At 60.7% G+C, this 25,401-nt stretch carries 19 protein-coding genes and 1 tRNA gene; 9 read left to right on the top strand and 11 right to left on the bottom strand.

Going from position 1 to position 25,401, the window contains the following annotated elements; all coding sequences use genetic code 11:
• Positions 1–239: 239 nt before the first annotated feature.
• The 3 genes from FRH_RS01265 to FRH_RS01275 form a co-directional block, all read right to left on the bottom strand.
• Entirely contained in the window at positions 240–1,160 is a 921-nt protein-coding gene (locus FRH_RS01265; protein WP_281997612.1) for a nucleotidyl transferase AbiEii/AbiGii toxin family protein, read from the bottom strand.
• Positions 1,150–1,926, bottom strand: a complete 777-nt coding sequence (locus tag FRH_RS01270; RefSeq protein ID WP_281997613.1) for a type IV toxin-antitoxin system AbiEi family antitoxin domain-containing protein — start codon at positions 1,924–1,926, stop codon at positions 1,150–1,152. Before FRH_RS01270 ends, FRH_RS01265 begins: the two co-directional genes overlap by 11 nt.
• Before the next feature lie 328 nt (positions 1,927–2,254).
• Positions 2,255–2,331, bottom strand: a tRNA-Ile gene (locus FRH_RS01275).
• Positions 2,332–2,469: 138 nt separating this feature from the next.
• Between FRH_RS01275 and FRH_RS01280 the strand changes: the two genes are divergently transcribed.
• Positions 2,470–3,045 (top strand): hypothetical protein, encoded by a 576-nt coding sequence (locus FRH_RS01280; protein ID WP_281997614.1) that lies wholly within the window; start codon positions 2,470–2,472, stop codon positions 3,043–3,045.
• Between the two features lie 25 nt (positions 3,046–3,070).
• Here FRH_RS01280 and FRH_RS01285 read toward each other — a convergent pair whose 3' ends face one another.
• The 5 genes from FRH_RS01285 to FRH_RS01305 form a co-directional block, all read right to left on the bottom strand.
• Positions 3,071–4,846 (bottom strand): ABC transporter ATP-binding protein, encoded by a 1,776-nt coding sequence (locus tag FRH_RS01285; RefSeq protein ID WP_281998142.1) that lies wholly within the window; start codon positions 4,844–4,846, stop codon positions 3,071–3,073.
• 112 nt (positions 4,847–4,958) lie between these two features.
• The gene (locus FRH_RS01290; protein ID WP_281997615.1) at positions 4,959–5,759 is read right to left on the bottom strand and encodes an ABC transporter ATP-binding protein; all 801 of its coding nucleotides are present in this window, start codon (positions 5,757–5,759) and stop codon (positions 4,959–4,961) included.
• Positions 5,756–6,886: an iron ABC transporter permease gene (locus FRH_RS01295; protein ID WP_281997616.1), complete on the bottom strand. Its 1,131-nt coding sequence runs from the start codon at positions 6,884–6,886 to the stop codon at positions 5,756–5,758. Before FRH_RS01295 ends, FRH_RS01290 begins: the two co-directional genes overlap by 4 nt.
• A 26-nt stretch (positions 6,887–6,912) precedes the next feature.
• Positions 6,913–7,881 (bottom strand): iron ABC transporter permease, encoded by a 969-nt coding sequence (locus FRH_RS01300; protein ID WP_281998143.1) that lies wholly within the window; start codon positions 7,879–7,881, stop codon positions 6,913–6,915.
• Positions 7,882–7,943: 62 nt separating this feature from the next.
• On the bottom strand, positions 7,944–8,879 hold the full coding sequence (locus FRH_RS01305) for an ABC transporter substrate-binding protein (RefSeq protein WP_281997617.1): 936 nt from the start codon (positions 8,877–8,879) through the stop codon (positions 7,944–7,946).
• Positions 8,880–9,183: 304 nt separating this feature from the next.
• Here FRH_RS01305 and FRH_RS01310 point away from each other — a divergent pair, with 304 nt between their 5' ends.
• The 3 genes from FRH_RS01310 (at position 9,184) to FRH_RS01320 (ending at position 15,891) form a co-directional block, all read left to right on the top strand.
• A complete protein-coding gene (locus FRH_RS01310; RefSeq protein WP_281997618.1) occupies positions 9,184–11,397 on the top strand; it encodes a TonB-dependent receptor in 2,214 nt (737 codons plus the stop codon).
• A 244-nt stretch (positions 11,398–11,641) separates the two neighbouring features.
• Positions 11,642–12,733, top strand: coding sequence for an efflux RND transporter periplasmic adaptor subunit (locus tag FRH_RS01315; RefSeq protein WP_281997619.1), 1,092 nt, complete (start codon positions 11,642–11,644; stop codon positions 12,731–12,733).
• Entirely contained in the window at positions 12,730–15,891 is a 3,162-nt protein-coding gene (locus tag FRH_RS01320) for an efflux RND transporter permease subunit (protein WP_348773457.1), read from the top strand. The genes FRH_RS01315 and FRH_RS01320 overlap by 4 nt, the downstream gene beginning before the upstream one ends.
• 71 nt (positions 15,892–15,962) lie before the next feature.
• On the opposite strand, the gene FRH_RS01325 is transcribed toward FRH_RS01320, so the two are convergent.
• Positions 15,963–17,921, bottom strand: coding sequence for a ligand-gated channel protein (locus FRH_RS01325; RefSeq protein WP_281997620.1), 1,959 nt, complete (start codon positions 17,919–17,921; stop codon positions 15,963–15,965).
• 188 nt (positions 17,922–18,109) lie between these two features.
• Between FRH_RS01325 and FRH_RS01330 the strand changes: the two genes are divergently transcribed.
• The 5 genes from FRH_RS01330 (at position 18,110) to FRH_RS01350 (ending at position 24,146) form a co-directional block, all read left to right on the top strand.
• Entirely contained in the window at positions 18,110–19,033 is a 924-nt protein-coding gene (locus FRH_RS01330) for a LysR family transcriptional regulator (RefSeq protein WP_239295938.1), read from the top strand.
• A 68-nt stretch (positions 19,034–19,101) separates the two neighbouring features.
• On the top strand, positions 19,102–19,977 hold the full coding sequence (locus FRH_RS01335; RefSeq protein ID WP_153842614.1) for an AEC family transporter: 876 nt from the start codon (positions 19,102–19,104) through the stop codon (positions 19,975–19,977).
• A gap of 75 nt (positions 19,978–20,052) precedes the next feature.
• Positions 20,053–21,249, top strand: a complete 1,197-nt coding sequence (locus FRH_RS01340; RefSeq protein ID WP_281997621.1) for a PQQ-dependent sugar dehydrogenase — start codon at positions 20,053–20,055, stop codon at positions 21,247–21,249.
• Positions 21,250–21,285: 36 nt separating this feature from the next.
• The gene (locus tag FRH_RS01345; protein ID WP_281997622.1) at positions 21,286–22,731 is read left to right on the top strand and encodes a HAMP domain-containing sensor histidine kinase; all 1,446 of its coding nucleotides are present in this window, start codon (positions 21,286–21,288) and stop codon (positions 22,729–22,731) included.
• A gap of 11 nt (positions 22,732–22,742) precedes the next feature.
• Complete coding sequence (locus tag FRH_RS01350; RefSeq protein WP_153842613.1) at positions 22,743–24,146, top strand: sigma-54 dependent transcriptional regulator; 1,404 nt, start codon at positions 22,743–22,745, stop codon at positions 24,144–24,146.
• Positions 24,147–24,185: 39 nt separating this feature from the next.
• Here FRH_RS01350 and FRH_RS01355 read toward each other — a convergent pair whose 3' ends face one another.
• Both FRH_RS01355 and FRH_RS01360 read right to left on the bottom strand, forming a co-directional pair.
• Positions 24,186–24,404 carry a hypothetical protein gene (locus tag FRH_RS01355; protein WP_281997623.1) on the bottom strand — a complete coding sequence of 73 codons (219 nt, stop codon included), beginning with the start codon at positions 24,402–24,404 and terminating at the stop codon, positions 24,186–24,188.
• 229 nt (positions 24,405–24,633) lie between these two features.
• Positions 24,634–25,050 carry a hypothetical protein gene (locus FRH_RS01360; protein WP_281997624.1) on the bottom strand — a complete coding sequence of 139 codons (417 nt, stop codon included), beginning with the start codon at positions 25,048–25,050 and terminating at the stop codon, positions 24,634–24,636.
• Between the last annotated feature and the right edge of the window lie 351 nt (positions 25,051–25,401).

A 25,401-nucleotide genomic window follows, 5' to 3' on the forward strand; every position in this document is an offset into this window, starting at 1 on the left:
ACATCAGCTCTAGCTCGCTGGCACCGATGCTTTCATGCACCTTATGGTTGTAGCCACAGACTGTGCCGACCTTCCAGCCGAGAGTCGTAATGGCCTAGGTGGTGTCCCACTGAAACGGAGCTTCCCTGCTGTTTGCCATGTCATACCCTGCACCTAGCATAATTATGCGTAACAGCCTAGCGCTTCAGGGATATAAGGAGAAGTCTTCTTAGGCCGTTGTACCACCGGGGTCCCAGCCATTATTCGCGAAGCCTGCCTAAGGCCTGCTCCAGCAGGCCCAGTGACTGACGGTGCTTGTCAGCCCCCATCCTCTGGATGTTGGCGATCTTCCAGCGCACGGCAGGCAGTCGATCGACGCCCGTCATCGGAAGTAGCGCCCAGTCAGGCGCCCCCTGCTTGAAGGACAGAAGGAAGCGAACGTCTTCATCCGTCATCAGCTGGCCCAGCCGCGTCAGAAGTTCGTGCCGGACGTCCTCCAGTTCATGCAATGGAAGGTCAACCCTGGCCATCCCGACAAACTCATGTCGGTAGACGTCGTCCAACGGTTTCAGCCGTGGGTTGATCACTTCGTTCAAGGGCCTGGGGTGCCCCAGCAGATAGACCAGAAAGCCTTCGAATACGCTGCGATCCAGGCCGCCCTGGTTCAGCAGCAGCTTCACATCGAAAAGGTCCCGGGGGTGCTGGCGATCCAGCGCGGCGCAGATCTTGCCGCCATACAGGTCCGGTAGTGACACCACCTGCACCGCCGCGAAGCCGTAATCGTCTTCCACGGCTTCAACGACATCGCGCTCCTGGGGCGGGTGCAGAGTGCCACGCAGTACTGGCGATACCTCCACCTTCACCTGGCTACGCCCTCGGCGCACCAGGATTCTCAGCTCGTCTCGGCGATTATCCTGAAGCTCAGCGCGCACTCCTGGCAGTCTGGCACTGAAGATATCTGCCAGCCGCTGCAGCGCCTCGCGACAGCGTCGCAGGGCCTCGTCACGGGGCTCCAACGGCAAGTAGGCCAGGTCGATATCGACCGATAGGCGAGGTAATGGCTGCACGAAGAGATTGATGGCCGTGCCCCCCTTGAGGGCGAAACACGGCTCATCATTGAGATAAGGCAGCAGCGAGACCAGCAGCCTGACCTGTTCGTGGTAGCGAGCTTCAATCGGCATGCAGGAACGCCTCCGGCACCGTCACGTGATATTCCCTGTCCAGCTTGCCGCCCTGGCAGAGCTGCCGCTTGCCTTTGCCGAGGTCCAGTCGGCGTGGTTCCAGACGACCATACCAGGCATGTCCGGCGTGGCGAGCCAGCACCAGGAAGGCACGCTTGGTTCTCACCGAACGGCACCCCTCCAGCAATGCCTGAAGCCGGCGCGGGCGCAGCGTATTGAGGCCGCCGAAGGTGTCCACCAGCTCACTGCTGAACAGCAGCGCATTCGGAGTCACGGCGATCCACTCAAGAACCGCTCGCTCGGGGGTCGATACCTGCAAGCTGAAGGCCATGCCATCCGGCTTGTAGTCCGTGAAGCTGCCGGGAAGCTGCACTGGCAGGCCCTTTTCAGAGTGGAGCACCATCCGCCCTGCCCACTCGGCATCACTCAACCACCGAGGCAGCCGAGCGGCCTCCTTGCCATACAGGTGCGTTGTGCGCTCCCCCATGGGCAGATAGTGGGCAAAGCCATGCAGTGCCAGGGCCGTCTGGCCACCCGGCCAAAATGGTGGCATCCCCGAGCCGTCGCTCGCCTGCAGAGCGAAAACAGCGCTCTCCCAGGTAAGAGGCTCCCCCGCTTGGCAGTAGGCGCCGTGACCCACGCGTTGCAGCCAGCCACTGCTGGCCAGCTTACGTGCTTGGTCCGTAGTGACGCCATGGAACGCCAGCCATTCGGTCGTCACGACGGCCCCATAGGGGATCTTGTGCAGCAGTTGGTTTATTTTCACGTTAAAAAGCGGCCTTAAATTCCGTCTTCAGAGTGAAGAATAAACCACGATGGTTTATTTTCAAGCACAAAAGCGACCTTTAAAGTCGCTTTAAGAAAGAATTTTAAACCTCGATCTCCGCTAAATTTAGCACGTGCTCATTTTCTCAAAGAATGGCTAAGTAATACGGCGATAGGCATTGAGTGAAGAAAAGCCAATGAGTCAAAGTGATCAAAGGAAAGAAAATGCCAAAATACGTTGCGTATGAGACGTCCGTAGACACGTTGTGGACGCTCAGAAAAAGGCGCCGCTGGGAGAGGTCAAAAAGGCGGGTAAGTCTTTGAAAATATGGTGGGCCCAGTAGGACTTGAACCTACGACCAAGGGATTATGAGTCCCCTGCTCTAACCAACTGAGCTATAGGCCCGAAAAGCGTGCATATCATAGCGAATGTGGGGGGGCGAGGCTACCCCTTGGGACGCTATCTTACGGCGTGATCGGCATTTTTTCGGCACTAATTACCAGCGCTGGGGTCTGGTGGTGAATGCTTCTATGGAGAACCGCTTTGAAAGCTTTGATGGCTCTTTTCCCGCTGCTGTTGGCGCTGCCGGTGCAGGCGGATTGGCAGCTCGATCCTGGCCAGTCTCGGGTGCAGGCGTCGATTACCCAACTGGACGGCGAGGCCCCGCAAACCCATCACCATCGGGTGAGCAATTTGCAGGGTGATATTTCGGCCGATGGCACGCTGCGCCTGCCGCTGCGCTTGAGCCAAACCGACCTGCTCGAACGCTTTGGAGAGCTGCCGCCGTGGGTGGGCATGCTGGCGAACACCCCGCTGGTGACGCTGGTGGCGCAAATGCCGCCGGCGCGGTTAGACGGCTTGGATATTGGCGAGTCGATGGTGGAAACCCTCACCTTTCGGGTGCAAACCGATCTGATTAACCAGGAAGAGGCGGTGCCGCTGCGCTTTACCCGCGAGGGGTTGAACGAGGTGCGCGTGACCCACGCCGAACCCATGGCGTTGGATGGCAACGCGCTGATGGCCAACAGCACGGTACGCACCGTGCTGTCGATGTTGGGCTACCAGCAGATCGATGAGCATGTGCCCGTCACGCTCAATGCGCTGCTGGTGAACCGCTAACGTTGGCTTAGCCACTGATGAGCGCTTAGTGGCTAAGTGCTTCCACATCGCCTGCTTGGGCGGCACCGGTTTGTACCCGCCACTGGGCGGCGTAGTGGCCGTTGGCGTCTAGCAGGCTGCCGTGGGTGCCGCGTTCGGCCACTTGGCCTTTTTCGATCACCACGATCTCGTCGGCGTGGACGATGGTGGAAAGGCGGTGGGCAATCATGATCACCGTGCGGCCGTGGGCGATGCGTTTTAGCGAGCGCTGAATGGCCGCTTCGGTTTCGTTATCCACCGCGCTGGTAGCTTCATCCAGCACCAGAATCGGCGGGTCTTTTAACAGCGCCCGCGCCAGTGACAGCCGCTGGCGCTGGCCGCCGGAAAGGCGCACGCCCCGCTCGCCCACCGGTGTATCCAACCCTTGCGGCAGCGTTTCGATAAAGCTCCAGGCTTCGGCAGTGTTGGCGGCCTCGATAATCGCGGCCTCGTCCGCATCCGGCTGGCCGTAGGCGATGTTGTCGCGAATGCTGCCTTCGAACAGGTACACGTCCTGGCTGACCAGGCCAATCGCTTGGCGAAGTGAGTGCATACTGACGTCGGTGATAGGCTGGCCATCTACTAACACACGGCCGCTGGCGGGGTCGTAGAAGCGCAGCAGCAGTTTGATCAACGTCGATTTACCCGAGCCGGTGGCCCCCACTAGCGCCAGTGTCCTGCCTGCGGGCACGTGGAGGTCCACGCCGTTCACGCCTACTTGGCTAGCCTCATATTGGAAACTCACCGCCTCGAAACGCACGTCGCCTTTTACCGGGGCGGCCAACGGCGTGGTGCTGTCGTCCTTCACGGTAATCGGTACTTCGAGCAAATCCAGAATCCGTTTGGTGCTGGCCATGGCGCGCTCGAACAGATCGATCACCTGGGCAAGGCCAGTGAGCGGCCACAGCAGGCGCTGGGTCAGGAACACCAGCACGCCGTAAGCGCCCACGTTGAGGCTGCCGTTCAGTGCCATCATGCCGCCGACGGTGAAGGTAGCAAGAAAGCCCGCAAGAATCGCCATGCGAATGACCGGAATGAACGCAGAACTGACTTTGATCGCGCGGCGGTTGGCGTCCACATAGGCTTCGCTGGCCTCCCGCAGCCGCTCGGCTTCCCGCGCTTCGCTGGTGAAGCTTTTGATCGTGGCGATGCCGCTGAGGTTGTTGGAGAGACGGCTGGCCAGGTCACCTACTTTCTCGCGCACGTCGCTATATAGCGGCCCCGCTTTGCGCTGGAAGAAGAACGCGCCCCAAACGATCAGCGGAATCGGCGTGAATGCCAGCAGCGCGATGAGCGGAGAAAGCACGAAGAATACCGCGCCTACGGCCACCACCGTTACCACCACTTGAATCAACGCGTTGGCACCGCCGTCCAAAAAGCGCTCCAACTGGTTGACGTCGTCGTTCATGGTGGCCACTAGCTGGCCGGAGCTTTTCGATTCGAAAAACGCCATGTCGAGGCGCTGGGCGTGCTCATACGTGTCCTGGCGCATATCTGCTTGCAGCCGCTGGGCCAAGTTGCGCCAGAGGATCTGGAACAGGTACTCGAACAGCGACTCCCCCGCCCAAATAAAGAAGGTGAGCACCGCCAAAATGGTGATTTGTTCCTGGGGAGACTCGAACCCCAGCCGCGCCACGAAGCTGCTCTCCTGGTTCACTACCACGTCGATGGCGACACCGATCAAAATCTCTGGAGCGATATCGAACAGCTTGTTGATGATCGAGCAGATCGTCGCGGTGATGATTTGCCGCCGATAGCCTTTGGCGTAGCGCAGCAGGCGCATCAAGGCATGAAAGCTTTGATTGACGGACGCTTTGTCAGCGCGGGGTGGGGAAGAAGCCACATCGATTCCTTTTACGTCGTTATCTAGCGTTGTTATAGAGCATTAGCCACCTTTAAACGGGTGTTGCCGCTCGGCGCACGTTGGCCAGCAAAGGGCTTCCGGTATCGGGGTCGAGCAGCAGCGTGCACTCTACCTGATACAGCTCCCGAACTAGCGCTGGCGTGACCACTTCAGCGGGCGCCCCCTGGGCAACGATTTGCCCGTCGCGCATGGCAATCAGGTGGTCGGCGTAGCGGCAGGCGCTGGCGAGGTCGTGCAGCACCATTACCACGGTGCGCCCGTGGCAGGCCAGATCGCGCACCAGCTCGAACACTTCGATTTGGTGGCCTAAGTCTAACGCGGAGGTGGGCTCGTCGAGTAGTAAAAGCGGCGTTTGCTGGGCGATGGTCATGGCGATCCAGGCGCGCTGGCGCTGGCCGCCGGAAAGCGCTTCCAGCGGCCGGTCGGCCAGCGCTTCCAACCCGGCAGCGGCAAGGGCGTGGTACACCACCTGTTGATCTTCCGCCGACCACTGGCGCAGCCAGCCTTGGTGGGGCTGGCGGCCAAAACGAATCAACTCGGTCACGGTTAACCCTTCCGGCGCAACCGCCTCTTGGGGCAGTAGCGCTAGCTTAGTAGCCAATTTGCGGGCGGGCATCTGTGCGATGTCGTGGCCGTTAAGCAGCACGGCACCGCTGTCCGGTTTATGCAAGCGGGCAAGCCCTGAGAGCAGCGTGGATTTACCGCAGCCGTTGGGGCCAACAATGGCGGTTACTTGCCCGCTGGGCAGGCTAACGCCGAGGTCGTAAATCACTTGGCGCTGGCCGTAGCTCATGCTGAGCGCATCGGTGGAAAGCGTGGGTAACGAGATCATGGGCGGCTCCGTTGCGGGCGCATTAGTATCCAGAGTAGCCAGGGGCCACCCACCACGGCGGTGACGATCCCCACGGGAATCTCGATGGGGGCAAACAGCGTGCGGCCCGCTAAATCGGCCAGCACCATCACCAGCGCCCCCGCCAGCGTGGCGGCTAGAATGGGTACATGGCGGGCGCTGGAGAGCGAACGGGCGATTTCAGGGCCAATCAGCGCCACCAAGCCCACCGGCCCCGCCACGGCAACCGCTAGCGCCGTGAGCACCACTGACAGTAACAACACCTGCAGCCGCCGCGCTTTCACCGCGGTGCCCAGGCCGCTGGCGGTCGCATCTTTAAAGCGCAGCAGCGTGAGCGAGCGGGCCAGCACCAGCGCGGCCATCAGCCCAAGCGCCAGGCCAATGCCCAGCAGTTGCACTGCGCTTGCAGGGCGAGCATTGAGGGAACCGACGGTCCAGGGGTAGGCGGCGTTGGCAGTATCAATCGCTACCCGCGCCAACATCAGCTGCGTCACCGCGCCAAATACCGCGCCCACGCCAATGCCCGCCACGATAAAGCGATAGCCCTGGGTGCCGCTGCCTGCGGCCAAGCCAAAGGTGAGCACGGCGGCGGTAGTCGCCCCCGCCAGTGCCATGGCGGGCGGGGCGATGCCGACGCCCAAGCCGACAATCGAGGCCACCGCAAAGGCGGTGGCACCGTTATCGATGCCGATAATGCCAGGGGTCGCCAAGCGGTTACGGGCCAGGGTTTGCATTAATACCCCAGCCAGCGCAAACGCAGCCCCAGTGAAACAGGCGGCGATCAGGCGCGGCAGGCGCAGCTGCTGCACCATGAACGTGGTCATGCTATCACCCTGCCCTATTAAGGAAGCCACCACCGCATTCGGGGAAAGCGTCACGCTCCCCAGGCTTAAATAGAGCACGCAGGCGGCCAACAGCACGGCACTCAACCCGATATTGACCGCCACGGCGCGCTTTTCCAGCAGCACGCTCACCCCATAACGGGGCAGCGCGGCGCGCCAGTAGCCCAGCGGGGCAGCCACCGTCTGGGCACTCGCCTCTTCTTGATAAGCGGTGGATGTGCGGGGCAGTGCCACGCCGCTCATCGTCTGTTTTGCCGTCATTTTCATAGCATCAGATAACCAAAGGGAGTGCGTTAGAGCATCGGCAGGCGCTTGGCCCGCACCACCGCAATCAGCACCGGCGCGCCGCATAGCGCGGTGAGCACGCCCAGGGGCAGCTCGGAGGGAGCGACAACGACGCGGGAGATGATATCGGCGGTAAGCACGATCAGCGGGCCAATGGGCAGGCAGAACCAGAGCGTGCGGCGGATATCCGGTCCGGCGATGGCACGGGCCACAAACGGCACCACTAGCCCCACGAAGGCAATTGGCCCGGCAATGGCGGTCGCCGCGCCGACCAGCAGCGCCACACAGCCTACCGCCAGCCAGCGAATCAGCCCAGGGCGGTGCCCTAGGCCGCTTGCGGCCCTTTCCCCCAGCGCCAGCGCGGCCAGCGGCCGGGCAATCACGACAACGCCCGCCCCTGCCAACACCAGGCTGGGCAGCACCGCCCATAAATCGTCTAACCGCCTGCCTGCCAAACTGCCCACTACCCAAAAGCGAATCTCATCGGCGGCGCGCTGGTCGTAGAGCAGCATCAGGGCGCTGAGCGAACCGAGCAGCCCAGAAAACGCAGCCCCCGCTAACACTAAGCGCACCGGGTCGCTACCAACACCGCGCAGCCGCGCCACGCTGAGCACGCACACACAGCCGATCAGTGCGCCTAGCTGGGCCACGGGGATGCGTAAAGTGGCCGCGCTGGCCCCTAACACCAGCGCCAGGGAAACGGCAAATGCCGCGCCTGCGCTCACGCCCAACAAGCCCGGCTCGGCCAGCGGGTTGCGGGAAACCGCCTGCAGCAGCGCCCCCGCTACGCCCAGCGCCACGCCAACGGCAATGCCAATTAGCGTGCGGGGCGCGCGCAGCTCCCAGACGATAAAACGCACTTCCGCGTGATCACTACCGCTCAGCAGCCCTAACACTTGCCGGGGGCCAACGCTGCCTGCGCCTATCAATAAGCTAACGACGCTCACCGCCACAAGGGCGGTGAGCAGAATAAGCATCCAAGCGCGTGGCGAACAGCGCCAGCCGCTCGCGAGGTGAGCAAAACGATTCACGGCACTCGTCACGGCAACAGGGCGTTCTCGATATCATCCAGAATCGCCTGGGCCGCCAGCGGGCCGTTGGCGCTGCTCCAAAGCTGGCCGTTGACTGGCACCACCCGCTCGTTCTGGACCACGTTCAAGCGGTTGAAGGCCGCGCTCTGTTTAGCGCTCTCCAGGGCGGCTTGGCCATCGTCGTTCAGCGTGGCCAGGAACAGCCAGTCGCCGTCTACCTGGGAGAGGTTTTCAAGGCTCAACACGTCGCTATGCACACCCCGCTCCCCAATCAGCTCGCCGCCTTGAACGTCCAGACCAACGCGCTCCAACAAGCCAGTGGCAATCAGCTTTTCCGACATGACCATGGGGCCGCCGGGCATCCAGCGCACCAGATAGGCGTTGTCGCCTACATCGGCGTCAGCCACCGCCTCTGCCATCGCGTCGACCCGCTGATCGACGGCGCTGATCGCTTCGTCAATGGCCTCTTCCTGGTTCAAGGCCTGGCCGAACAGGCGCGCTTCGGCTTCCCAGTTATCGGCTGCCAGTGGCTGTGTGGGAGGTACCACGGTGGGGGCGATTTGCGATAGCAGCTGGTACTGCTCCTCCGGCAGTTGGGCCGCGGCCAGAATCAGATCCGGCTGCTGGGCCAACACGGCTTCGATATTGATTTCCCGCACGACGCCCACGATCTCGGGGTGCGCAAGCTCGTGGGCATTCAGGTAGTCAGTGACGTATTGCGCCACGTTATCACCGCCCCGGGTGGTGACGGCCCCTACCGGCGTCACGCCCGCCGCCAGCGCGGCATCCAGTGCGCCTTCATACAGCGTGACGACACGCACCGGGTTATCAGCAACCTCCACGTCGCCGTAGGCCGTCTCCAAGGTGCGCGCTTGGGCAGTACCCGCCAGCAAACCGCCCATCACCATTCCCAGTAAACCGCGCTGCAGTAACGTGTGTCGCATATGACTCTCCGGTGAAACGCTATGCCTAAATGATCCTCGCCGCTGATAATAACGATTCTCAAAAACACTTGCACCTATATTCCAACGAATCTCCCGTTGCATGTCCTGCAACGCTGGGTGGAACGGCACATAGCGCTTCTAACTCCATGGGCAAATCAGCGTCTCTCTGCCAGCGATCGTTCCACTACTAGCAACGCATTGTTCGATAAAACCATCTCGCAAGTGGGAACTTTTCTTCTTAGAATCCGCAACTCATTTGATAATCAGTTTCATTAACAAACAAGATTCATATCAGGGGATCGCCATGCCACGCTTTACTCGCACCGCCCTCGCGAGCGCCATCGCGCTTAGCGTTACTGCGGTGGCTCATGCCCAAGAAGCCACCCAAAGCAGCACACCGCTCAACAATATGGTGGTCACCGCCGCCGGTTATGAGCAAACGCTGAACAATGCCCCTGCGAGTATTGCCGTGATTACCCGTGAAGAGCTGGAGCAACAACAGTTCTCTAACATCGCCGAGGCGATTGCCGATGTGCCGGGGGTCGATGTGCGCGCCGGGACGGGCAAAACCGGCGGATTGAACATCTCCATCCGCGGCATGCCTAGCGACTACACGCTGATTTTGATCGATGGCCGCCGCCAGAACACCTCAGGTAGCGTCACGCCGAACGGCTTTGGCGAAACCTCCACCAGCTTCATGCCGCCGCTCTCTGCCATCGAGCGTATCGAGGTCATTCGTGGCCCGATGTCGACGCTATATGGCTCGGACGCCATGGGCGGGGTCATCAACATCATTACGCGCCGCATTGGTGACGACTGGGCGGGCTCGGTGAGTGTCGAAAACACCTTCCAGGAAGATCGCGATGCGGGCAACCGCTCGGCCATCAATCTCTACAGTGCCGGGCCGCTGGTGGAGGATACGGTAGGCCTGCAAGTACGTGGCCGCCTGTTCGACCGCGACAGCTCCGAACGCATGATCGAGAACAGCGCTGGTCGCGACCCGCGCCCTTCTGAAGCGCGCATTTACTCCATCGGCGGGCGTTTGAACGTCACCCCGGATGAAGCCAACGAGTTGTGGCTGGATGCAGAGCGCGCTCGTCAGGTGTACTCCAACGACGATAACCGCCTGGGTACCCAGGATGGCACCGACCGTGCCGGTCAGCCTTCGCCGGGCCGGGTCAACGGCTATAGAGACGAGCTGCGCTTCAATCGCGACCAGATCGCCATTGGCCACACCGGCCTCTACAGCGCAGGCACCTGGGAAAGCAGCGTAACGCGTAACTTCACCGAAACCCTCGGCCGCACGCTGCCAGCAGGCAGCGCCCCGGATTACGGCTATGAAGCCCAGGGCGGTGAAGATCGCCTGCTGGAAAACCGCGATATTATCTTCGACACCAAATTTGTAGCGCCTTTAGGTGACCACATGGCCACTATTGGCGGCCAGTACATCGATGCCGAGCTGCAGGACGGCACCGCAGGCGATATTACCTTCGAGCAAACCAGCTGGGCGCTGTTTGCCGAAGATGAATGGATGCTGCGCGACGACTTAGCGCTAACACTAGGTGGCCGCTATGAACACCACGATGCTTTCGGCGGCCACTTTAGCCCACGGGGTTACTTGGTGTGGAACACCACGCCCGAATGGACGCTGAAAGGCGGCGTGAGCCGTGGCTACAAAACGCCGAGCCTGAACGACCTGCATAGCGGCATCAACGGTTTTGGCGGCCAGGGCACTACGGTCAACATTGGCTCGCCGGACCTAGAACCCGAGAAGAGCACCAACTACGAAATTGGCGCTATTTACGATAACCAGAGCGGCTTCTCGGCAGGGGCGACGGTGTTCTACAACCGGTTCACCGACCGTATCGCCGATGCGGCCGACATTCCTAACTGCCAGTTTGTGGATGGTAATGGCAATACGCCCAACGCCGGGCTGGCGAACTGCCTGAGCGTCGGCAACTTCACCCAGCAGGAGAGCTTTGGCCAGCTGACCAATATCGACGAAGCCGAAACCCGTGGCGTCGAGCTGAATGCCAGCTACCAGCTAGCGCCGGCATGGCGGGTCAGCGGTGGCTACACCTTCACCGATTCCGAAATCACCTCGGGGGCCAATGAAGGCCAGGTGCTGACCAACACGCCTGATCACAAGCTGACCGCTGACCTCACCTGGGCGATCAACGACCGCTGGAGCACTACGCTGGAAGGTGAGTACTACTCTTCCCGCGAGCGTTTCGTGGGCGAGGTAAGCGGTGAATCCGCCTCGCTGGTAGAGCAGTTGGGCAACAAGCTGGATGGTTACGAACTGTTCAACCTGCGCAGCTCCTACCGCTTCAGCGACAACGTGCGCCTGACCGGCACCATCTACAACCTGTTCGATAAAGACTTCACCGGCGCGGATACCTTCGTGCACAACGGCGACACGCTGCTGGCTTACCGCTTTACCCAAACCGGCCGTTCCACCGACGGCGTAGCGCTGGATGGCCGCAGCGTCTGGGTCTCTGCCACTTACGACTTCTAACGCTTGAGGTTTCACTTACTGTTTCAATGCTAACTTGCTGCCCCGGCTACGCGCCGGGGCTTTTTTATGACGTGCTGTTTATGACGTGCTTTGCGTGAAGCGCCACTACTGTAGCTTTCCTCTATGGCGATCATTCATGGTTTTAATCTATGTCAACGCATGCGCTTGGGTAGTATGGGCAAGGAACGTGACTTGCGCGCCTACTCCCTGACCGCCCTTCACCTAAGTGAGGATACGACCTGTTATGACGGTGCCTATACTTGCCCGCCCGCTTCCATTAGCTCGCTTAGTGCTGCTACTGGCTTTTTCACTCGTTGCTGGCGACGCGCTGGCCCAATCGGCCCCACGGGTGGAACTGGCGAGTGTCCACCGTGAGCCCATTTATCAAGAGCTCAACCTGGTCGGCACGGTGAACTCCCTGGAGGATGCGCTGCTCTCCTCCTCGGTGGCCGGGCTGGTCGCGGCGATTAACGTGAACCCGGGCGACCGAGTCGATGCAGGCGACACGCTAGTGGCGCTGGATGATGATTTGGCACGCTACGAGCTCGCTGGGGCAGAAGCAGCGGCGGAGGAAGCGCGGGCCGCGCTTAGTGAAGCGCAGCGCCTGCTGCGCGAGGCGGAATCGGTGGGGGCGGGACGCAACATCGCCGCCACCGAAGTGAGCGCTCGGCGCAGCGCGGTAAGCGTCGCCAACGCCGCCCTTTCCCGCCTGAACGCCGAACGATCAAGGCTCGAGGCGCTACTGGAGCGCCACACCCTGACGGCACCGTTCAGCGGCGTGGTCAGCGAGCGAAGCGTCAATCTGGGCGAGTGGGTCACGCCAGGCGACAGCGTCGCCCGGTTGGTCAACCTAGACGCTCTGCGCGCTGATTTTCAGGTGCCCGAGGCGTTCTATAACGCCTTGGAGGAAAACGCCACACTCACCCTGTCTGCGGGCGAGCAGAGCGCCGACGCCCGCATCGCCACCCTGGTGCCAGTCAGCGCCAGCGGTGCGCGCACGTTTTTGCTGCGCGCCGAGGTGCCCGAGTCGCTGCCGCTCTACCCTGGCAATGCGGTCGACGCCGTGGTAAATGCCGCCACCGGCCGCGATGGGCTCACCGTCTCTCGGGATGCGCTAAGCCGCTACTCGGATGGCCGCGTGACGGTGTGGGTCGCCGTGCCTGATGATACCGGCACGCACCAGGTGCGCGAACAGCGGGTCGAGGTCGGCATCAACTTTGCCGAGCGCGTCGAAATCACCAGCGGGCTTTCCGGCAACGAGCAGGTGGTGATACGCGGCAATGAAGCCTTGGTGGAAGGCGTGAACGTCGAAGCCGTCTCGGAGGGTAGCGAATGATGTTTGCTGCCCTGCTGCGCCAGCAAACGCTGGTGATCGTGATTGCGCTGATTTTCCTGCTGCTGGGCATCGCCGCGACGCTGCGCATTCCGGTGCAGATGATTCCGGATATCGAAGCGCGCACCATCACCGTGGAGACGCGCTGGGCGGGCGCGACGCCCCAGGATATTGAAAAAGAGATATTGATCGAGCAGGAGCAGTATCTGCGCAACGTCCCCAATCTCACCCGCATGACGGCGGTGGCGGAAAGCGGCAGCGCCGAGATCGAGCTGGAGTTTCCATTTAGCGTGGACATGACCGCCGCGTTGATTCAAGTGAACAACGCGTTGAGCCAAGTCTCCTCCTACCCCAATAACGTCGACCAGCCCCGGGTGGTGTCGGCGGCGTTCTCCACCGATGCGTTTTTGCGTTTTCACGTTGGCACCCTGCCCGGCAACCCCAAGGCGCTGGATATCCAGCTGATGAGCGACTTCATCGAAGACCGCGTGCGCCCGCGTTTAGAGAGCATCGAAGGGGTCTCGGAAGTCGGTGTGAACGGCGGCGCCCAGCGCCAGCTACAAGTGTTGGTCGACCCCGCCGCCCTGGCCCAGCGCGGCGTCTCGCTGCTGGAGCTGCGCGAGGCGATCACCCAGCGCAATCGGGATATCTCCGGCGGCGAGCTGGACGCGGGCAAGCGGCGTTACCTGGTGCGCACGCTGGGCCGGTTCGATAGCGCCGAGGCCCTGGCGCAGCTGGTGGTGACGCGTGAAGGCGATAGCATCGTGCGGCTGGCCGATGTGGCGGAGGTTCGCCAAGGGCAGTCGCGGCTCAACCAGCTGTCGTTCTTCAATGGCGAGGCGGGGATCGGGATGGACCTGCGCCGGGAGAGCGGCGCCAATGTCATCGACATCAAATACGCAGTACAAGAAGAACTGGCAGCGATCAACGAGACCGTGCTCCGCCCTGCCGGTATGGAGATCGTCCTCACCGCCGATGACGTGCGCTACGTAGAAGCCTCGGTGAGCAACGTATGGAGCAACCTGCTGCTCGGGGCCGCCTTCGCGACCCTGGTAATGTACCTGTTCTTGCGCTCAGCCCGCGCCACCTTCATCGGCGTAATTGGCATTCCGTTCTGCACCATTGCAGCCTTCGTCGGCCTGATGCTGACCGGCCGCACCATCAACGTGATCTCCATGGCGGGCATTGCCTTTGCCATCGGCATGAGCGTGGATAACAGCATCGTGGTGCTGGAGAACATCGAGCGCTACCGCCGCCAGGGGCTGGACCGCATCGAATCGGCGTTGCGCGGCGTGCAGGAAGTGTGGCCCGCCACGCTCGCCTCCACCGCCACCACCATATTGGTATTCCTACCCATTCTGTTCATTGAAGAAGAGGCCGGGCAGCTCTACTCCGATGTAGCCATTGCGGTATCGGCGGCAATTTTTGCCTCCATGCTGGTGGCGGTCACCTTGGTGCCTTCGCTCTGCTCTCGTTTCAATTTTTCGATGCATCACGCCTCTAAACTCGACGGCGCTCTAGCGTCCGGCGACGAGCGACCTTCACGGCTGGGCGCACTACTTGAGCGGCTGATGGCGACCCCGCTGCGCCGCGGGGTGACCCTAGTGCTGACGCTGCTGATGAGTGGCTGGACGATACTCGTTCTGACACCACCCGCCGAGTACCTGCCCGAAGGCGAAGAGCCCAAAACCTTTGCCCGCATGAGCCCGCCTCCTGGCTACAGCCTGCAGGAGATGGCTGGTATTGCCGAACAGATCGAAGCGTACTTTCTGCCCCATGTGCAGGCGGAGCCGGATGCCTTCTTAGCGGGCGACACCGAGGTGCCGCCGCTGGCCTACATGAACATGCGCGTGGCGCCCACGCAGCTGTTCATCGTCGCAGAAGCCGCCGACCCATCACATATCGAAGCGTTGATGGAAGCGCTCACGAACTACTACGAGCGCTTCCCCGGCATGCGCGCCTTTGCCTCTAAAGGCTCGATCATTTCCAGCAACGACGGCGGCACGCGCAGCATCAACCTGGATGTGGCGGGCCCAGACTTAGCCACGGTGTACGGCGCGGCCAACACGCTCTACCTGGAAGCCCAGGCGCTATTTGGCAACCCGCGTATTCAAAGCCAGCCCTCGTCGCTGTCGCTCGACCAGCCCTTGATCCAAATTCGCCCCGACTGGGCCAGAGTCGCGGAACTGGGGATGTCTGCCGAGGCGGTGGGTTTCTCGGTCTCTGCCCTGGGAGAAGGGGCGTATGTGGATGACTTCTTTTTAGACGATGAGAAGATCGATATTTACTTCTATGGCTCACAGGCGACGCTGCCATTAGACCAACTGCCGAACCTACCGCTGCACACCCCCGATGGCTATACGCTGCCGCTGTCGGCGGTGGCGCGTATCGATGAGACCATGGATACCAGCGTGATTCGTCGGGTGGACAGTAGCCGCACGGTGACGCTGAACGTGATCCCCCCAGACAGCGTTGCATTAGAGGTCGGCGTCGCGCAGGCCGAGGCGATGCTAGAGCGGCTGCGCCAAGAGGGCGTATTGCCGTCGTCGGTGGATGTGTCGATTTCCGGCGCCAGCGACCAGCTAAACGCCACCCGTGAGGCGCTCACCGGCAACTTCCTGATCGCTATCGTGATCGTTTACCTTCTCCTGGTGGCGATCTTCTCCCACTGGGGTTATCCGCTGCTGATTCTGACGTCGATACCGCTGGGCGTGGTGGGCGGCATCATGGGGCTGGCCGCCATGAACGGCGTGGGCAGCCTACTGCCATTGATCGGCGTAGCACCGCTCAGCCAGCCCTTCGATATGATTACCATGCTGGGCTTTTTGATTCTGATGGGCACGGTGGTCAACAACCCGATTTTGGTGGTCGACCAAGCCAGACGGCGCTTGCATGACAAAACGCTCAGCGTTCAGGAAGCGGTGTCTCAGGCGGTACAGACCCGACTGCGTCCCATCGCCATCACCACGCTGACCACCCTGTGCGGGCTGTCGCCGCTGGTCTTTCTACCCGGCGAGGGCACCGAGCTGTACCGCGGCGTGGGGGCCATCGTGCTGTTTGGCCTGTTAGGCACGGCCATCGTCACAGTGACGTTCCTCCCTGCGTTGATGATCAGCGTGCTCAATATCACCGAGCGCCGCTCTGCTCGCTCGCAGGCATGAAAAAACGCGGCCACTTGGCGGTGGCCGCGTCGATTGACGACTTGCAGGATGATGAATGACTTTCGCGTTATTTAGAAAGCGACGTTCAGGCCCAACCATACCCGGCGGCCGTCATCCACGTAGCCATACTCATCGTAGGTGATGCGCTCGTCGAACAGGTTGTAGATTCCGGCATTCACCGTGGTGCTATCGTTGAGCTGATAGCCGATACCGGCATCCACGAAGGTGTAAGACGGCGCGACGATGGCGCTTTGCGAGGGCCCGGTGGTGGGCTGGCTCTCTTCTCCCCGGTAGGTCACTTTGGTCCACTGGCTGAGCCGTGCGCTCATGTCCCAATCCAGCGAGGCCGACACCTGATGGCGGGGCAGCTGGGTCAGCGGCTCGCCGGCGTACTCACCGCTTTTCTGTTCGGAATCGGTGAACGTGTAGCTGGCGGTCAGCGCCAGCGTATCGCTCAACGGTGCGCTCAGGCTGGCCTCGACCCCTTGGGTCACCGCGTCATCGACATTGACGCGATACGTCGGGTCGCTGCCAAACTGATTCGCGCCATCATTGCAAATATCAATCGGGCAGGCGATACGGGTAATTTTGTCTTCGAAGTCGTTGTGGAACAGCGTCAGGCTGCCGTTCAGGCCTGCGTCGTTACCGTAAAGCAGCGCGATCTCTTTGTTGAGCGAGGTTTCCGGCTCGAGATCCGGGTTGCCATAAATATTACCGCCGCGGCTGACCTGCCCCCAATCCGGGGTGATTTCCCGCAGGTTGGGCGAGCGGTAGCCGGTAGACACGCCGCCTTTCAGGGTCCATTCCGGCGTCATGTTCCATACGCTATAAAGACGCGGGCTCAGGTGGCTGCCGTAGTTGTCGTCATCGTCCAAGCGCAGCCCGCCGGTCAGTGCCCAAGCGTCGGTCAGCATCCACTCATCTTCCACGAACAGCGCCCACTGGCTGTTTTCGATGGTCTGCCGGTCGGAGATTTGGTTGGTCGAGCTATCGTCCAGCGACTCCTCCTCCCAGCTCGCGCCGACGGTCACCATGTGCATACCCAGAGGAATCAGCGCGCTGGTTTTCGCGGTGGTGTTGGTAATCTCGATATCCCGAGACTGGTTTTCGCTGCGCTCGCGCTGTACGAAGGTCTCGCTGGTGCCCCAATCGAAGCGTCCGCTGTGGGTCACCGCCACGTGGGTGTTGGTGTACTCGCCGATGCTGTCGGTGCAGCCGCCACGGCAGCCGTCCACCGGCCCGGAGCGGCCCACTAGCGAGCGCCGGTCCTGCTCGGTAATCCCCGCTTCGGCAGTCACGTCGTGGTTGTCGCTAGCCGCCAAGCTCAACCGTGCGGTGAGGCTCTGCAGACGCTTCTCTTCGTAGCCGTATTCGATGTCGTCTTCGTCGCGCTCGGAGGTGCGGCCATAGAGCTGTAGCCCTAAGCGCTCACCCACCAGCGGCCCGCTGAGATAAAAGTTCGCTTGGCGGCTATCGCCAGAGGCGCTGTCTTCCTGCAGTACGGTGTCGAGCTGGATGTTGCCGTGCCAGGTATCCGCCACTTTGCGGGTAATCACGTTGATCACCCCGCCGATGGCATCGGAGCCGTACAGGGTCGACATCGGCCCTCGCACCACCTCGATGCGCTCGATGGCCTGCAGCGGTGGCAGCCAGTCCTGCTCGAAGCCCGCATCGCCGTTGGGGCGCGATTCGCGTGAGTTGATCGGGCGACCATCTACCAGGATGAGCGTGTACTGCGACGGCATACCGCGAATGGAAATATCGTTGCCGTTATCGCCACGTCCACCGCCGGTGACCACCACGCCCGGCACGTCGCGCAGGGCATCGGTGACGTTTTGATAGTAACCCCGCTCCAGCTCTTCACGGGAGATCACGCTGATCGAGGCGGGGGCGCTGCTGATTTGCTGCTCGAAGCCGGAGGCCGTCACCACGATATCGTTGAGCTGGGGCGTTTCTTGTGCAACGGCGGTAGTGCAGGCAACAGAGGCGACAGCGCTGGCCAGCAGCGAACGGCGCAAACGAGAAGACATAGTGGGTTCCTTGAGATGAAAGAGCACTTTTTACAAATACGAATTATTAGCATTTATATTTTTACATACTCTTTGCACAAAGGGGCGGGACGGTGCGTTCAATCAAACGGAACACAAATGGCAATTATTTTCATTCAGCCAATTCGGTGGCACAATAGCGTGACTCCGTTTCGCCAGTGGTCCCGACTATGTACGATTTCGACGAACTTGCCGCTTTTGCCGATGTGATGACCACCGGCAGCCTGACGCGCAGCGCACAGAAGCTCGGGCTGGCAAAATCGACGTTGAGCCGCCGAATTAGCCAGCTAGAGGCGCGCCTGAACCAGCCGCTGCTGCGTCGCCAGGCGAACCGTTTGATTCCTACCGAAGCGGGCCTGCTGTTTCATCAGTACTGCACCGAGCTGCTGGCCATGGCCGCCCACAGCCAGGAGGCGCTGGCGGAGCTACGCGAGGAGATCAGTGGGAAAGTGACGCTGGAAGTCCATGGCGCGCTGGCACGGGGCTGGATGGCAGGCGTCGTGGATGCGTTTCTGACCCGCTATCCCAAGGTCGAGCTGACCCTGCATACTCGGGAAACGCCGCCCACCAAGATGCACAGCAACAGCGTGCACATTTGGCTAGGCGCCACCCATGAGTGCGGGCTGAATCAAGAGCGCTTGGGCCACCTCACCCGCGGCCTCTACGCCAACCCACACTATCTGGCCCACGCGGGAACACCGCAACACCCCCAAGAGCTGGATGCGCATGCCTGGATCGACTTGTTGGATACCGCATCGAGCGGTCTTATGCTGCATCACCCCGAACACGCCGACTACCTGTTCAACGCGCCCCGCTCGCGGCTCCGGGTAGATCTCACGGCGTTGCACATCGATGCCATTGCCTATGGCCAAGGGATCGGCCTGCTGCCCCACTGGGTGGTCGAGAAACGCGAACGCCACCACCCTGGGGATCTGGTCAACTGCCTGCCCGGCTGGGAGCCCGCCCCCTTACCCGTGACGCTGCTGTATGCCTATGGGCATCACTCCCGCCGGGTCAACGCGCTGCTGGACTTTCTGCGTGACCAGGTGCCTAACGAGTGGCAAACCCACGCAAACGCCGTTTACGCCCATTAGCAATTCGCCTTGCCAGTTAGCCGCCTAATTACCCACAATAGGCGGCCGATGATCGTCAAGGAACGTTAATGCTCGCTGAACTCTTCGCCGTCATGGCCCCCGTGTTGGCCGGTGCCGGACTGGGCTTTTTATGGGTTCGCCTTGGCCAACCCTACCCCGTCGACTTTGTGACACGCCTCGTTTTCAATATTGGGACGCCCGCGCTAGTGCTGGCGTCGCTGTCGGGGGCAACGATCGATGCCAGCACGTTCGGCCAAGTCATGCTGGCTGCCGCCCTAGTGATCGTCGGCATGGGGGCCGCTAGTTTTGCCGTTGCCAAGGTGCTGCGGCGAGACTGGCGAGTGCTCATCGCGCCGATGATGTATCCCAACACGGGCAATATGGGGCTGCCGGTGGTGCTGTACGCCTTTGGGAGCGCGGGCTTTGCTTACGGCATTACGGTCATGGTGACGGTCTCGCTGTTTCAATTCACCTTGGGAGCGGTGCTCAGTAGCCAGGGCAACCCGGTTAAAACTCTGCTCAAAACCCCGACAGTGTATGCCATCGTCATCTCCATGGCGCTGCTGCTGACCGAGACCCCGCTGCCGCTATGGATGGCCAATACGGTCGATCTCATGTCGGGCTTTACCGTGCCCCTCATGCTCATCACGCTTGGCGTATCGCTCGCCAGCATTCAGGTGAAAAGCCTGCGCTCTGGGGTTGGCTTCAGCCTCATCCGCATTCCCCTGGCCGCGGCGGCCGCGTGGTTCATCGCTGGCTGGCTAGGCCTGCCGCCGCTGGCGCAGAACATTCTGGTGGTACAGATGTGCATGCCAGTGGCGGTCTTCAACTACCTATTTGCCCAACGCGCCCAACGCGAACCGGCCTATGTGGCCAGCCTCGTGTTCTGCTCGACCTTGATGGCACTGTTCTATTTACCGGCCTTGCTGGCGCTATTGATGTAGCGCTGGGGAACCCCCACCCGTCGATGGCAGTCACTGCTAGACTACTACAGACGTTGCGCCACTCGAGGACATACAATGCCCATGCGATACGCCCTGCCCATTCGACCGCAAACGCCACACCCCCGCTCGCTCTGCCATCGCGCCGCTCGCTGGGTGGCCCCTTCTTTAACGGGGCTTCTGCTTGCCAGCGCTGCCCATGCGAACGTCGTTCACCAAGCACTCGACACCGATCATCTAGCCATCACTATCGAGCGCGTGGCTGATGGCTTCGAGAATCCCTGGGCGGTGGCGTTTTTGCCCGATGGCCGCTACCTGGTCAGCGAGCGCAGCGGGGAGTTGAATCTGGTCGACGCCGAGGGGCGCGTCGAGGAACTGAGCGGCCTGCCCAGCGTCAGCCAAAACGGCCAGGGAGGCCTGCTCGACGTGGCCCTGCACCCTGAGTTCGGCGACGGCGAGCACGATTGGATCTACTTCACCTGGAGCAAGCCAGAAGGCAGCCAAAGCCGCTCGGCGCTGTCGCGCGTCAAGTGGCAAGACGACGCCTTGGGCGACGTCGAGCATTTGTTCGAGCAGGATCGCGCCTCCTCCCCCGGCCGACACTACGGTTCTCGTATAGCGTGGCTCCAGGATGGCACGCTACTGATGAGCATTGGCGACCGTGGCGTCGACCCTTCCCGTGCCCAGGACAGCGGTGACCATGCGGGCTCTACGCTGCGGCTCACCGAGACCGGCGGCGTGCCCGATGACAATCCCTTCGTGGATGACGACGATACGCTGGATGAGATTTACACCCTGGGCAACCGTAATATTCAGGGCATGACCGTGCTAAGTAATGGTGAGTCCTGGGCCACCGAACACGGCCCGCGCACCGGCGATGAATTGAACCAGATCGTGCCTGGCAACAACTACGGCTGGCCGGAGGTGAGCTTGGGCAACGATTATGCCACCAACGAACCCATCGGTGTGGAATCCAAACCCGGCATGGAAGACCCGGTTTACCGCTTCGAGGGGCGCTTTGCCCCTTCTGGCTTGGCCGAAGTGACCAGCGATGCCTTCGCACCCTGGCAAGGTAGCTTGCTGGCGGGCGGCCTGGGCAGCCAAAAGCTGCTGCGCCTCACCCTCGACGAGGGTCAAGTGGCCGATGAAGAGCTGATTCTGGAAGGCGAGATTGGCCGTATCCGCGACGTTCGCCAAGGGCCCGATGAGGCGATTTACTTGCTAACCGACGGTAGCCAGGGCAGCCTTTATCGCTTGACGCCCACGCAGCGCTAACCTTGTTCGACTCCCGAGACACCACCAGGAAGCACGATGCGATTACGTAACCTCATCATCTTAACGGTCATCGTGCCGCTCTTCGTGATCCTGGTGGTGTTCAGTCTGGTGGCGATCAAATCGCTGGAAGACAACGTTCGCTCCAAACTGCAAACCGAAGTCGAGATCATTACTCGCGCGCTGAGCACGTCGTTGAGCTATGCGGTAGCCCGCGACAGCGCCACCCCGTTGGAAGAGGCGCTGCAGTCGGCGTTTTCGTTTCACCGTATCTATGGCGCGTACGTATTCGATCCCCAAGGGCGTGAAGTATATGGTTTAGGGTTGGGTAAAGATCTCTTCACACCAGAAGAGATCCAGCAGGTCATCGAAACCGGCGACATGCATAGCAGCTACCGTCAGCAGGAGGGCTGGACCTACTACTCCGCCCTGACGCCGTTGCGCACCCAAGATGGCACGGTGCTGGGCGTGCTGCAGGTCAACCGCCTCAATACCGGCATCGAGAATTACACCGGTTTCATTAGCATCGTGGCGGTGCTGGTCTTCGTCATTGGCGCGGCGGGCATCGTGTTCAGCATTTGGTGGGGGTTTCGTCACTACATCGAGCGGCCGCTCAACCGCCTGCTGCGCGTCATGCTCTTGGTCGAAGATGGTGACCGCAGCCAGCGGGCCACGGCAGATGGCCCCACGGAGTATCGCCGCTTAGCCTCTGGCCTGAATGGCATGCTGGATGCCATGGCCGAAAAAGATCGCGACATCGATGCCCGCCAGCGCCGTGAAATCGAGCTGGAAAAACGCCTGCGCAAATCCAAAAAGCTGGCCGAGCTGGGCGTGCTCGCCGCCGGGGTCGCCCACGAGATCGGCGCCCCGTTGACGGTCATCAACGGTCAAGCCCAACGACTGGCACGCCGCGATACGATTGGCGACGATGAGCGGGCACGGCTGGGCAGGATACGTGGCGAAGTGGAACGTATCGTCGATATCGTTCGTCAATTGATGGAGCTTGGCCGACAACATAACGTAGAGAAAGGACACCAAGCGCTCGATCAGCTTATCATCAGCGCCAGCGAGCTGGTCGAAGAGGAGCTGGAACCACGAAATATCCACCTGGATATTGATCTTCCCACTCCGACACCCCATTTATTGGTCAATGGTCAGCAAATCGTTCAGGTGTTGACCAATTTATTACGCAATGCCGCCCAAGCTCCCCAGGTCAGCCACATTCGTGTGCGCGCGCAGGCACACAGTGAAGAGTTGACCCTTTGGGTTGAAGACGACGGGCCCGGCATACCTGCATCGCACCATCACCAAGTGTTCGATCCTTTTTTCACCACCAAGCCGGTGGGTCAAGGCAGCGGCTTGGGATTATCGATGGTGCACCGCATTATCAACGACCACGGCGGGACGATTGGCGTATTTGACAGCGCACTTGGCGGCGCTGGCTTTGAAATTACGCTGCCCCTTAGTGAAACCGCATCCGCTTGAGGACGACGTTTGTGACCCATCAGGAACACCTTTTACCGTTATTGGTGGTGGAAGATGACGCCGCTATCCGTGAGTTGCTAGAGGAGGAGCTCAACGACGCGGGCTACGACACACTGGGTGTCCCCAGCGCAGAAGAAGCCATTGCCCTACTGAGCCATACGCCGGTGGCGATGATGATTACCGATGTACGGCTACCGGGCATGACCGGCATTCAGTTACTTCAACAGCTGCGCCAGAGCGGCAGCGAGCTAGGCATCATCGTGATTACCGCCTTTGGCACCATCGATCAGGCGGTAGAAGCCCTCAAGCTAGGTGCCGATGACTTTTTGACCAAACCGCTCGATTTGGATGCCATTCGTGACGCCGTTTTTCGCGTACTGGAGCGTCAGCGCTTGTCGCTGTCTCATGATACGGAGCTCAGCCATTTCCACGGCATCGTGGGTAAAAGTCCGGCCATGCAGTCGCTGTTTCACGATGCCTCTCGGTTGGCGAAAAGCGATGCGCCCATTTTGATTCTGGGTGAAAGCGGCACCGGCAAAGAGCTGCTGGCCCGGGCGATCCACCAGGAAAGTAGCCGTCACGACGCGCCCTTCGTGCCCGTGAACTGCGCCAGTATTCCTGCCGATCTGATGGAGAGCGAATTCTTCGGCCACGTAAAAGGCGCTTTCACGGGCGCAAACGAGGCCAGAAAAGGGCTTTTCCAAAGTGCCCAAGGCGGTAGCCTATTCCTCGATGAGATTGGTGAAATGCCGATCAATCTGCAGGCCAAGCTGCTGCGCGCCCTGCAAGAGAAAACCGTACGCCCCGTGGGCGGTGAGCGGGAGGAACCGGTGGATGTGCGCATCATTGCCGCTACGCACCGCCACCTGGAGAAAGAGATCGAGCAGGAGAACTTCCGTAGCGACCTGTTTTACCGCCTGGAAACCTTCTCGCTACGCATTCCACCGCTACGTGAGCGCGGCACGGACATCGAGCACTTGGTGTTCGCCTTGATCGACAAACATGCCGACACCCAAGGGAAACAGATCGAGCAGATCGAGCCAGAGGCCCTCAATAGCCTGTTGAACTACTCCTATCCCGGCAACGTGCGCGAGTTGGAGAACGCGATCATGCGCGCGGTCACGCTCAGCGAAGCAGGCGTGCTACAGCATCAGGATCTCCCCGAGCGCCTGCGCGAACAGTCCGGCCAGCAAAAGAGCAGTACCGACACGACGCCCACTCTAAGCGGGGAGGTACTACCAGGCACGCAAATTCCGGCACCCGCGCCAGCCCGCTGGCCAAGTTTGGAAGAGGTGGAAAAGCGCTATATTCGCAAAGTGTTGGAAGCGACAGGGGGAAATAAACGGCGGACGGCCGAAGTATTAGGCATCGCCCGCCGCACTCTTTATCGGCGTTTGGAAGATAGCGAGGAGTAAGTCCAAGCCGGTCGCACTCGCCGACCGGCTTTTTCATGCTTACTCCGGTTCACTCACGCCATCGCCGGGCGACTCACGTGTCGCTTGCCCATCATTCGCCATGGGGCCGGTATCCATGGGCTCTTGAGGTTCGTCGGTCGGCACTTCCGAATCGGTGGTCGGTGCTTCGGAATCACCGCAGCCTGTCAGCACGCCCGCCATGAGCAGTGCGCTCAACAGTAGCGCCGTCCCACGCGCATTGCGTAATCGTGACATCATGTCCATTCTCCTTCCTTGTTCATGGGCTAGCAGCCGCCAAAGCAGCGTCTGCTCCCCCTAACCTTAGCGGCTGACGGGTAACTTGCAACCGCCCAAACTCACCGTCATACGCTTTAAACAAGCAAAAAAAGCCCCCGCGGGCGCGGGGGCGAAAGGATGATAAACCGTGTGGAGCAGCCGCAGGGAACAGACAGCTGGGTCGGCTTACCATCGTAGGGAGCGTTGACGGCTATTGGCCGTTAGTCATGTCGTCTTCATCATCGGTACTGTTAACGTCGTCGGTAGTGGTATCGCTTGCACCGGGCATGGGATCGGTACCTTCACCGAAACCAGGGTTCTCTTCAGGATCATTGACAGCGCCCGTTTGCGTATTCTCACCCGGCATTGGCTCTTGCGTCGCCGCGGGATCTTCGCCTAAGCCCGGGTCTTCATTCATCGGCTCGTCTGCCATGGTAGGCTCGTTACCGGAAGCCGGAGCCGTCGTGGTCGTCGCGTCCTGCTCCATAGTGTCAGGTTGCTGCGCCGGGGGCATTTCCTCTTCGCCGTTGCCACACCCCGCCAGGGCTAAGGTGCTAACGGTTGCGGCTAACATGCAGAGTGTCAGCATGTGTGGACGCTTGCGCGATTGGCTCACTTGTTTATCCATAAAGATTGCCTCCTTTTTCGACTAACGTGCTTGCGTCACTTGCCAAGCTTTTCTAAAAAGACACCTTCACACTTCGTGCCAACATTGAAAAAAATATATTTATTTTTTTTAAAAACATTAACTTATTAAAAAAGCGTAGCCACCGCTCGCTGTCACGACAGGGTCATGGGTGGGGGTTCAAAATGGCACATGTGGCGTAAATTGACGGGGTGAGCGGGAGCGTTGTGGCACATCCTGCTCACTTATGTATAATAATTTGTAATAACTTGTTAAATATAATCTTAACTCCTACTTATGAACCGTTTTGTGTCGCTGCTTGCAGGAAGCACATCTAGGCCGCAGGTAAGCGCG

This window comes from Halomonas sp. A020, assembly GCF_027943625.1.
Taxonomy (GTDB): Bacteria; Pseudomonadota; Gammaproteobacteria; order Pseudomonadales; family Halomonadaceae; genus Vreelandella; species Vreelandella piezotolerans.

What these genes read in the sequence shown, in the direction of transcription:
- FRH_RS01265 (WP_281997612.1), bottom strand. Translation starts at nt 1,160, where the DNA reads ATGCCGATTGAAGCTCGCTACCACGAACAGGTCAGGCTGCTGGTCTCG.
- FRH_RS01285 (WP_281998142.1), bottom strand. Translation starts at nt 4,846, where the DNA reads ATGCGCCTGCTGCGCTACGCCAAAGGCTATCGGCGGCAAATCATCACC.
- FRH_RS01290 (WP_281997615.1), bottom strand. Translation starts at nt 5,759, where the DNA reads ATGATCTCGTTACCCACGCTTTCCACCGATGCGCTCAGCATGAGCTAC.
- FRH_RS01295 (WP_281997616.1), bottom strand. Translation starts at nt 6,886, where the DNA reads ATGAAAATGACGGCAAAACAGACGATGAGCGGCGTGGCACTGCCCCGC.
- FRH_RS01300 (WP_281998143.1), bottom strand. Translation starts at nt 7,881, where the DNA reads ATGCTTATTCTGCTCACCGCCCTTGTGGCGGTGAGCGTCGTTAGCTTA.
- FRH_RS01305 (WP_281997617.1), bottom strand. Translation starts at nt 8,879, where the DNA reads ATGCGACACACGTTACTGCAGCGCGGTTTACTGGGAATGGTGATGGGC.
- FRH_RS01310 (WP_281997618.1), top strand. Translation starts at nt 9,184, where the DNA reads ATGCCACGCTTTACTCGCACCGCCCTCGCGAGCGCCATCGCGCTTAGC.
- FRH_RS01315 (WP_281997619.1), top strand. Translation starts at nt 11,642, where the DNA reads ATGACGGTGCCTATACTTGCCCGCCCGCTTCCATTAGCTCGCTTAGTG.
- FRH_RS01320 (WP_348773457.1), top strand. Translation starts at nt 12,730, where the DNA reads ATGATGTTTGCTGCCCTGCTGCGCCAGCAAACGCTGGTGATCGTGATT.
- FRH_RS01325 (WP_281997620.1), bottom strand. Translation starts at nt 17,921, where the DNA reads ATGTCTTCTCGTTTGCGCCGTTCGCTGCTGGCCAGCGCTGTCGCCTCT.
- FRH_RS01330 (WP_239295938.1), top strand. Translation starts at nt 18,110, where the DNA reads ATGTACGATTTCGACGAACTTGCCGCTTTTGCCGATGTGATGACCACC.
- FRH_RS01335 (WP_153842614.1), top strand. Translation starts at nt 19,102, where the DNA reads ATGCTCGCTGAACTCTTCGCCGTCATGGCCCCCGTGTTGGCCGGTGCC.
- FRH_RS01340 (WP_281997621.1), top strand. Translation starts at nt 20,053, where the DNA reads ATGCCCATGCGATACGCCCTGCCCATTCGACCGCAAACGCCACACCCC.
- FRH_RS01345 (WP_281997622.1), top strand. Translation starts at nt 21,286, where the DNA reads ATGCGATTACGTAACCTCATCATCTTAACGGTCATCGTGCCGCTCTTC.
- FRH_RS01355 (WP_281997623.1), bottom strand. Translation starts at nt 24,404, where the DNA reads ATGATGTCACGATTACGCAATGCGCGTGGGACGGCGCTACTGTTGAGC.
- FRH_RS01360 (WP_281997624.1), bottom strand. Translation starts at nt 25,050, where the DNA reads ATGGATAAACAAGTGAGCCAATCGCGCAAGCGTCCACACATGCTGACA.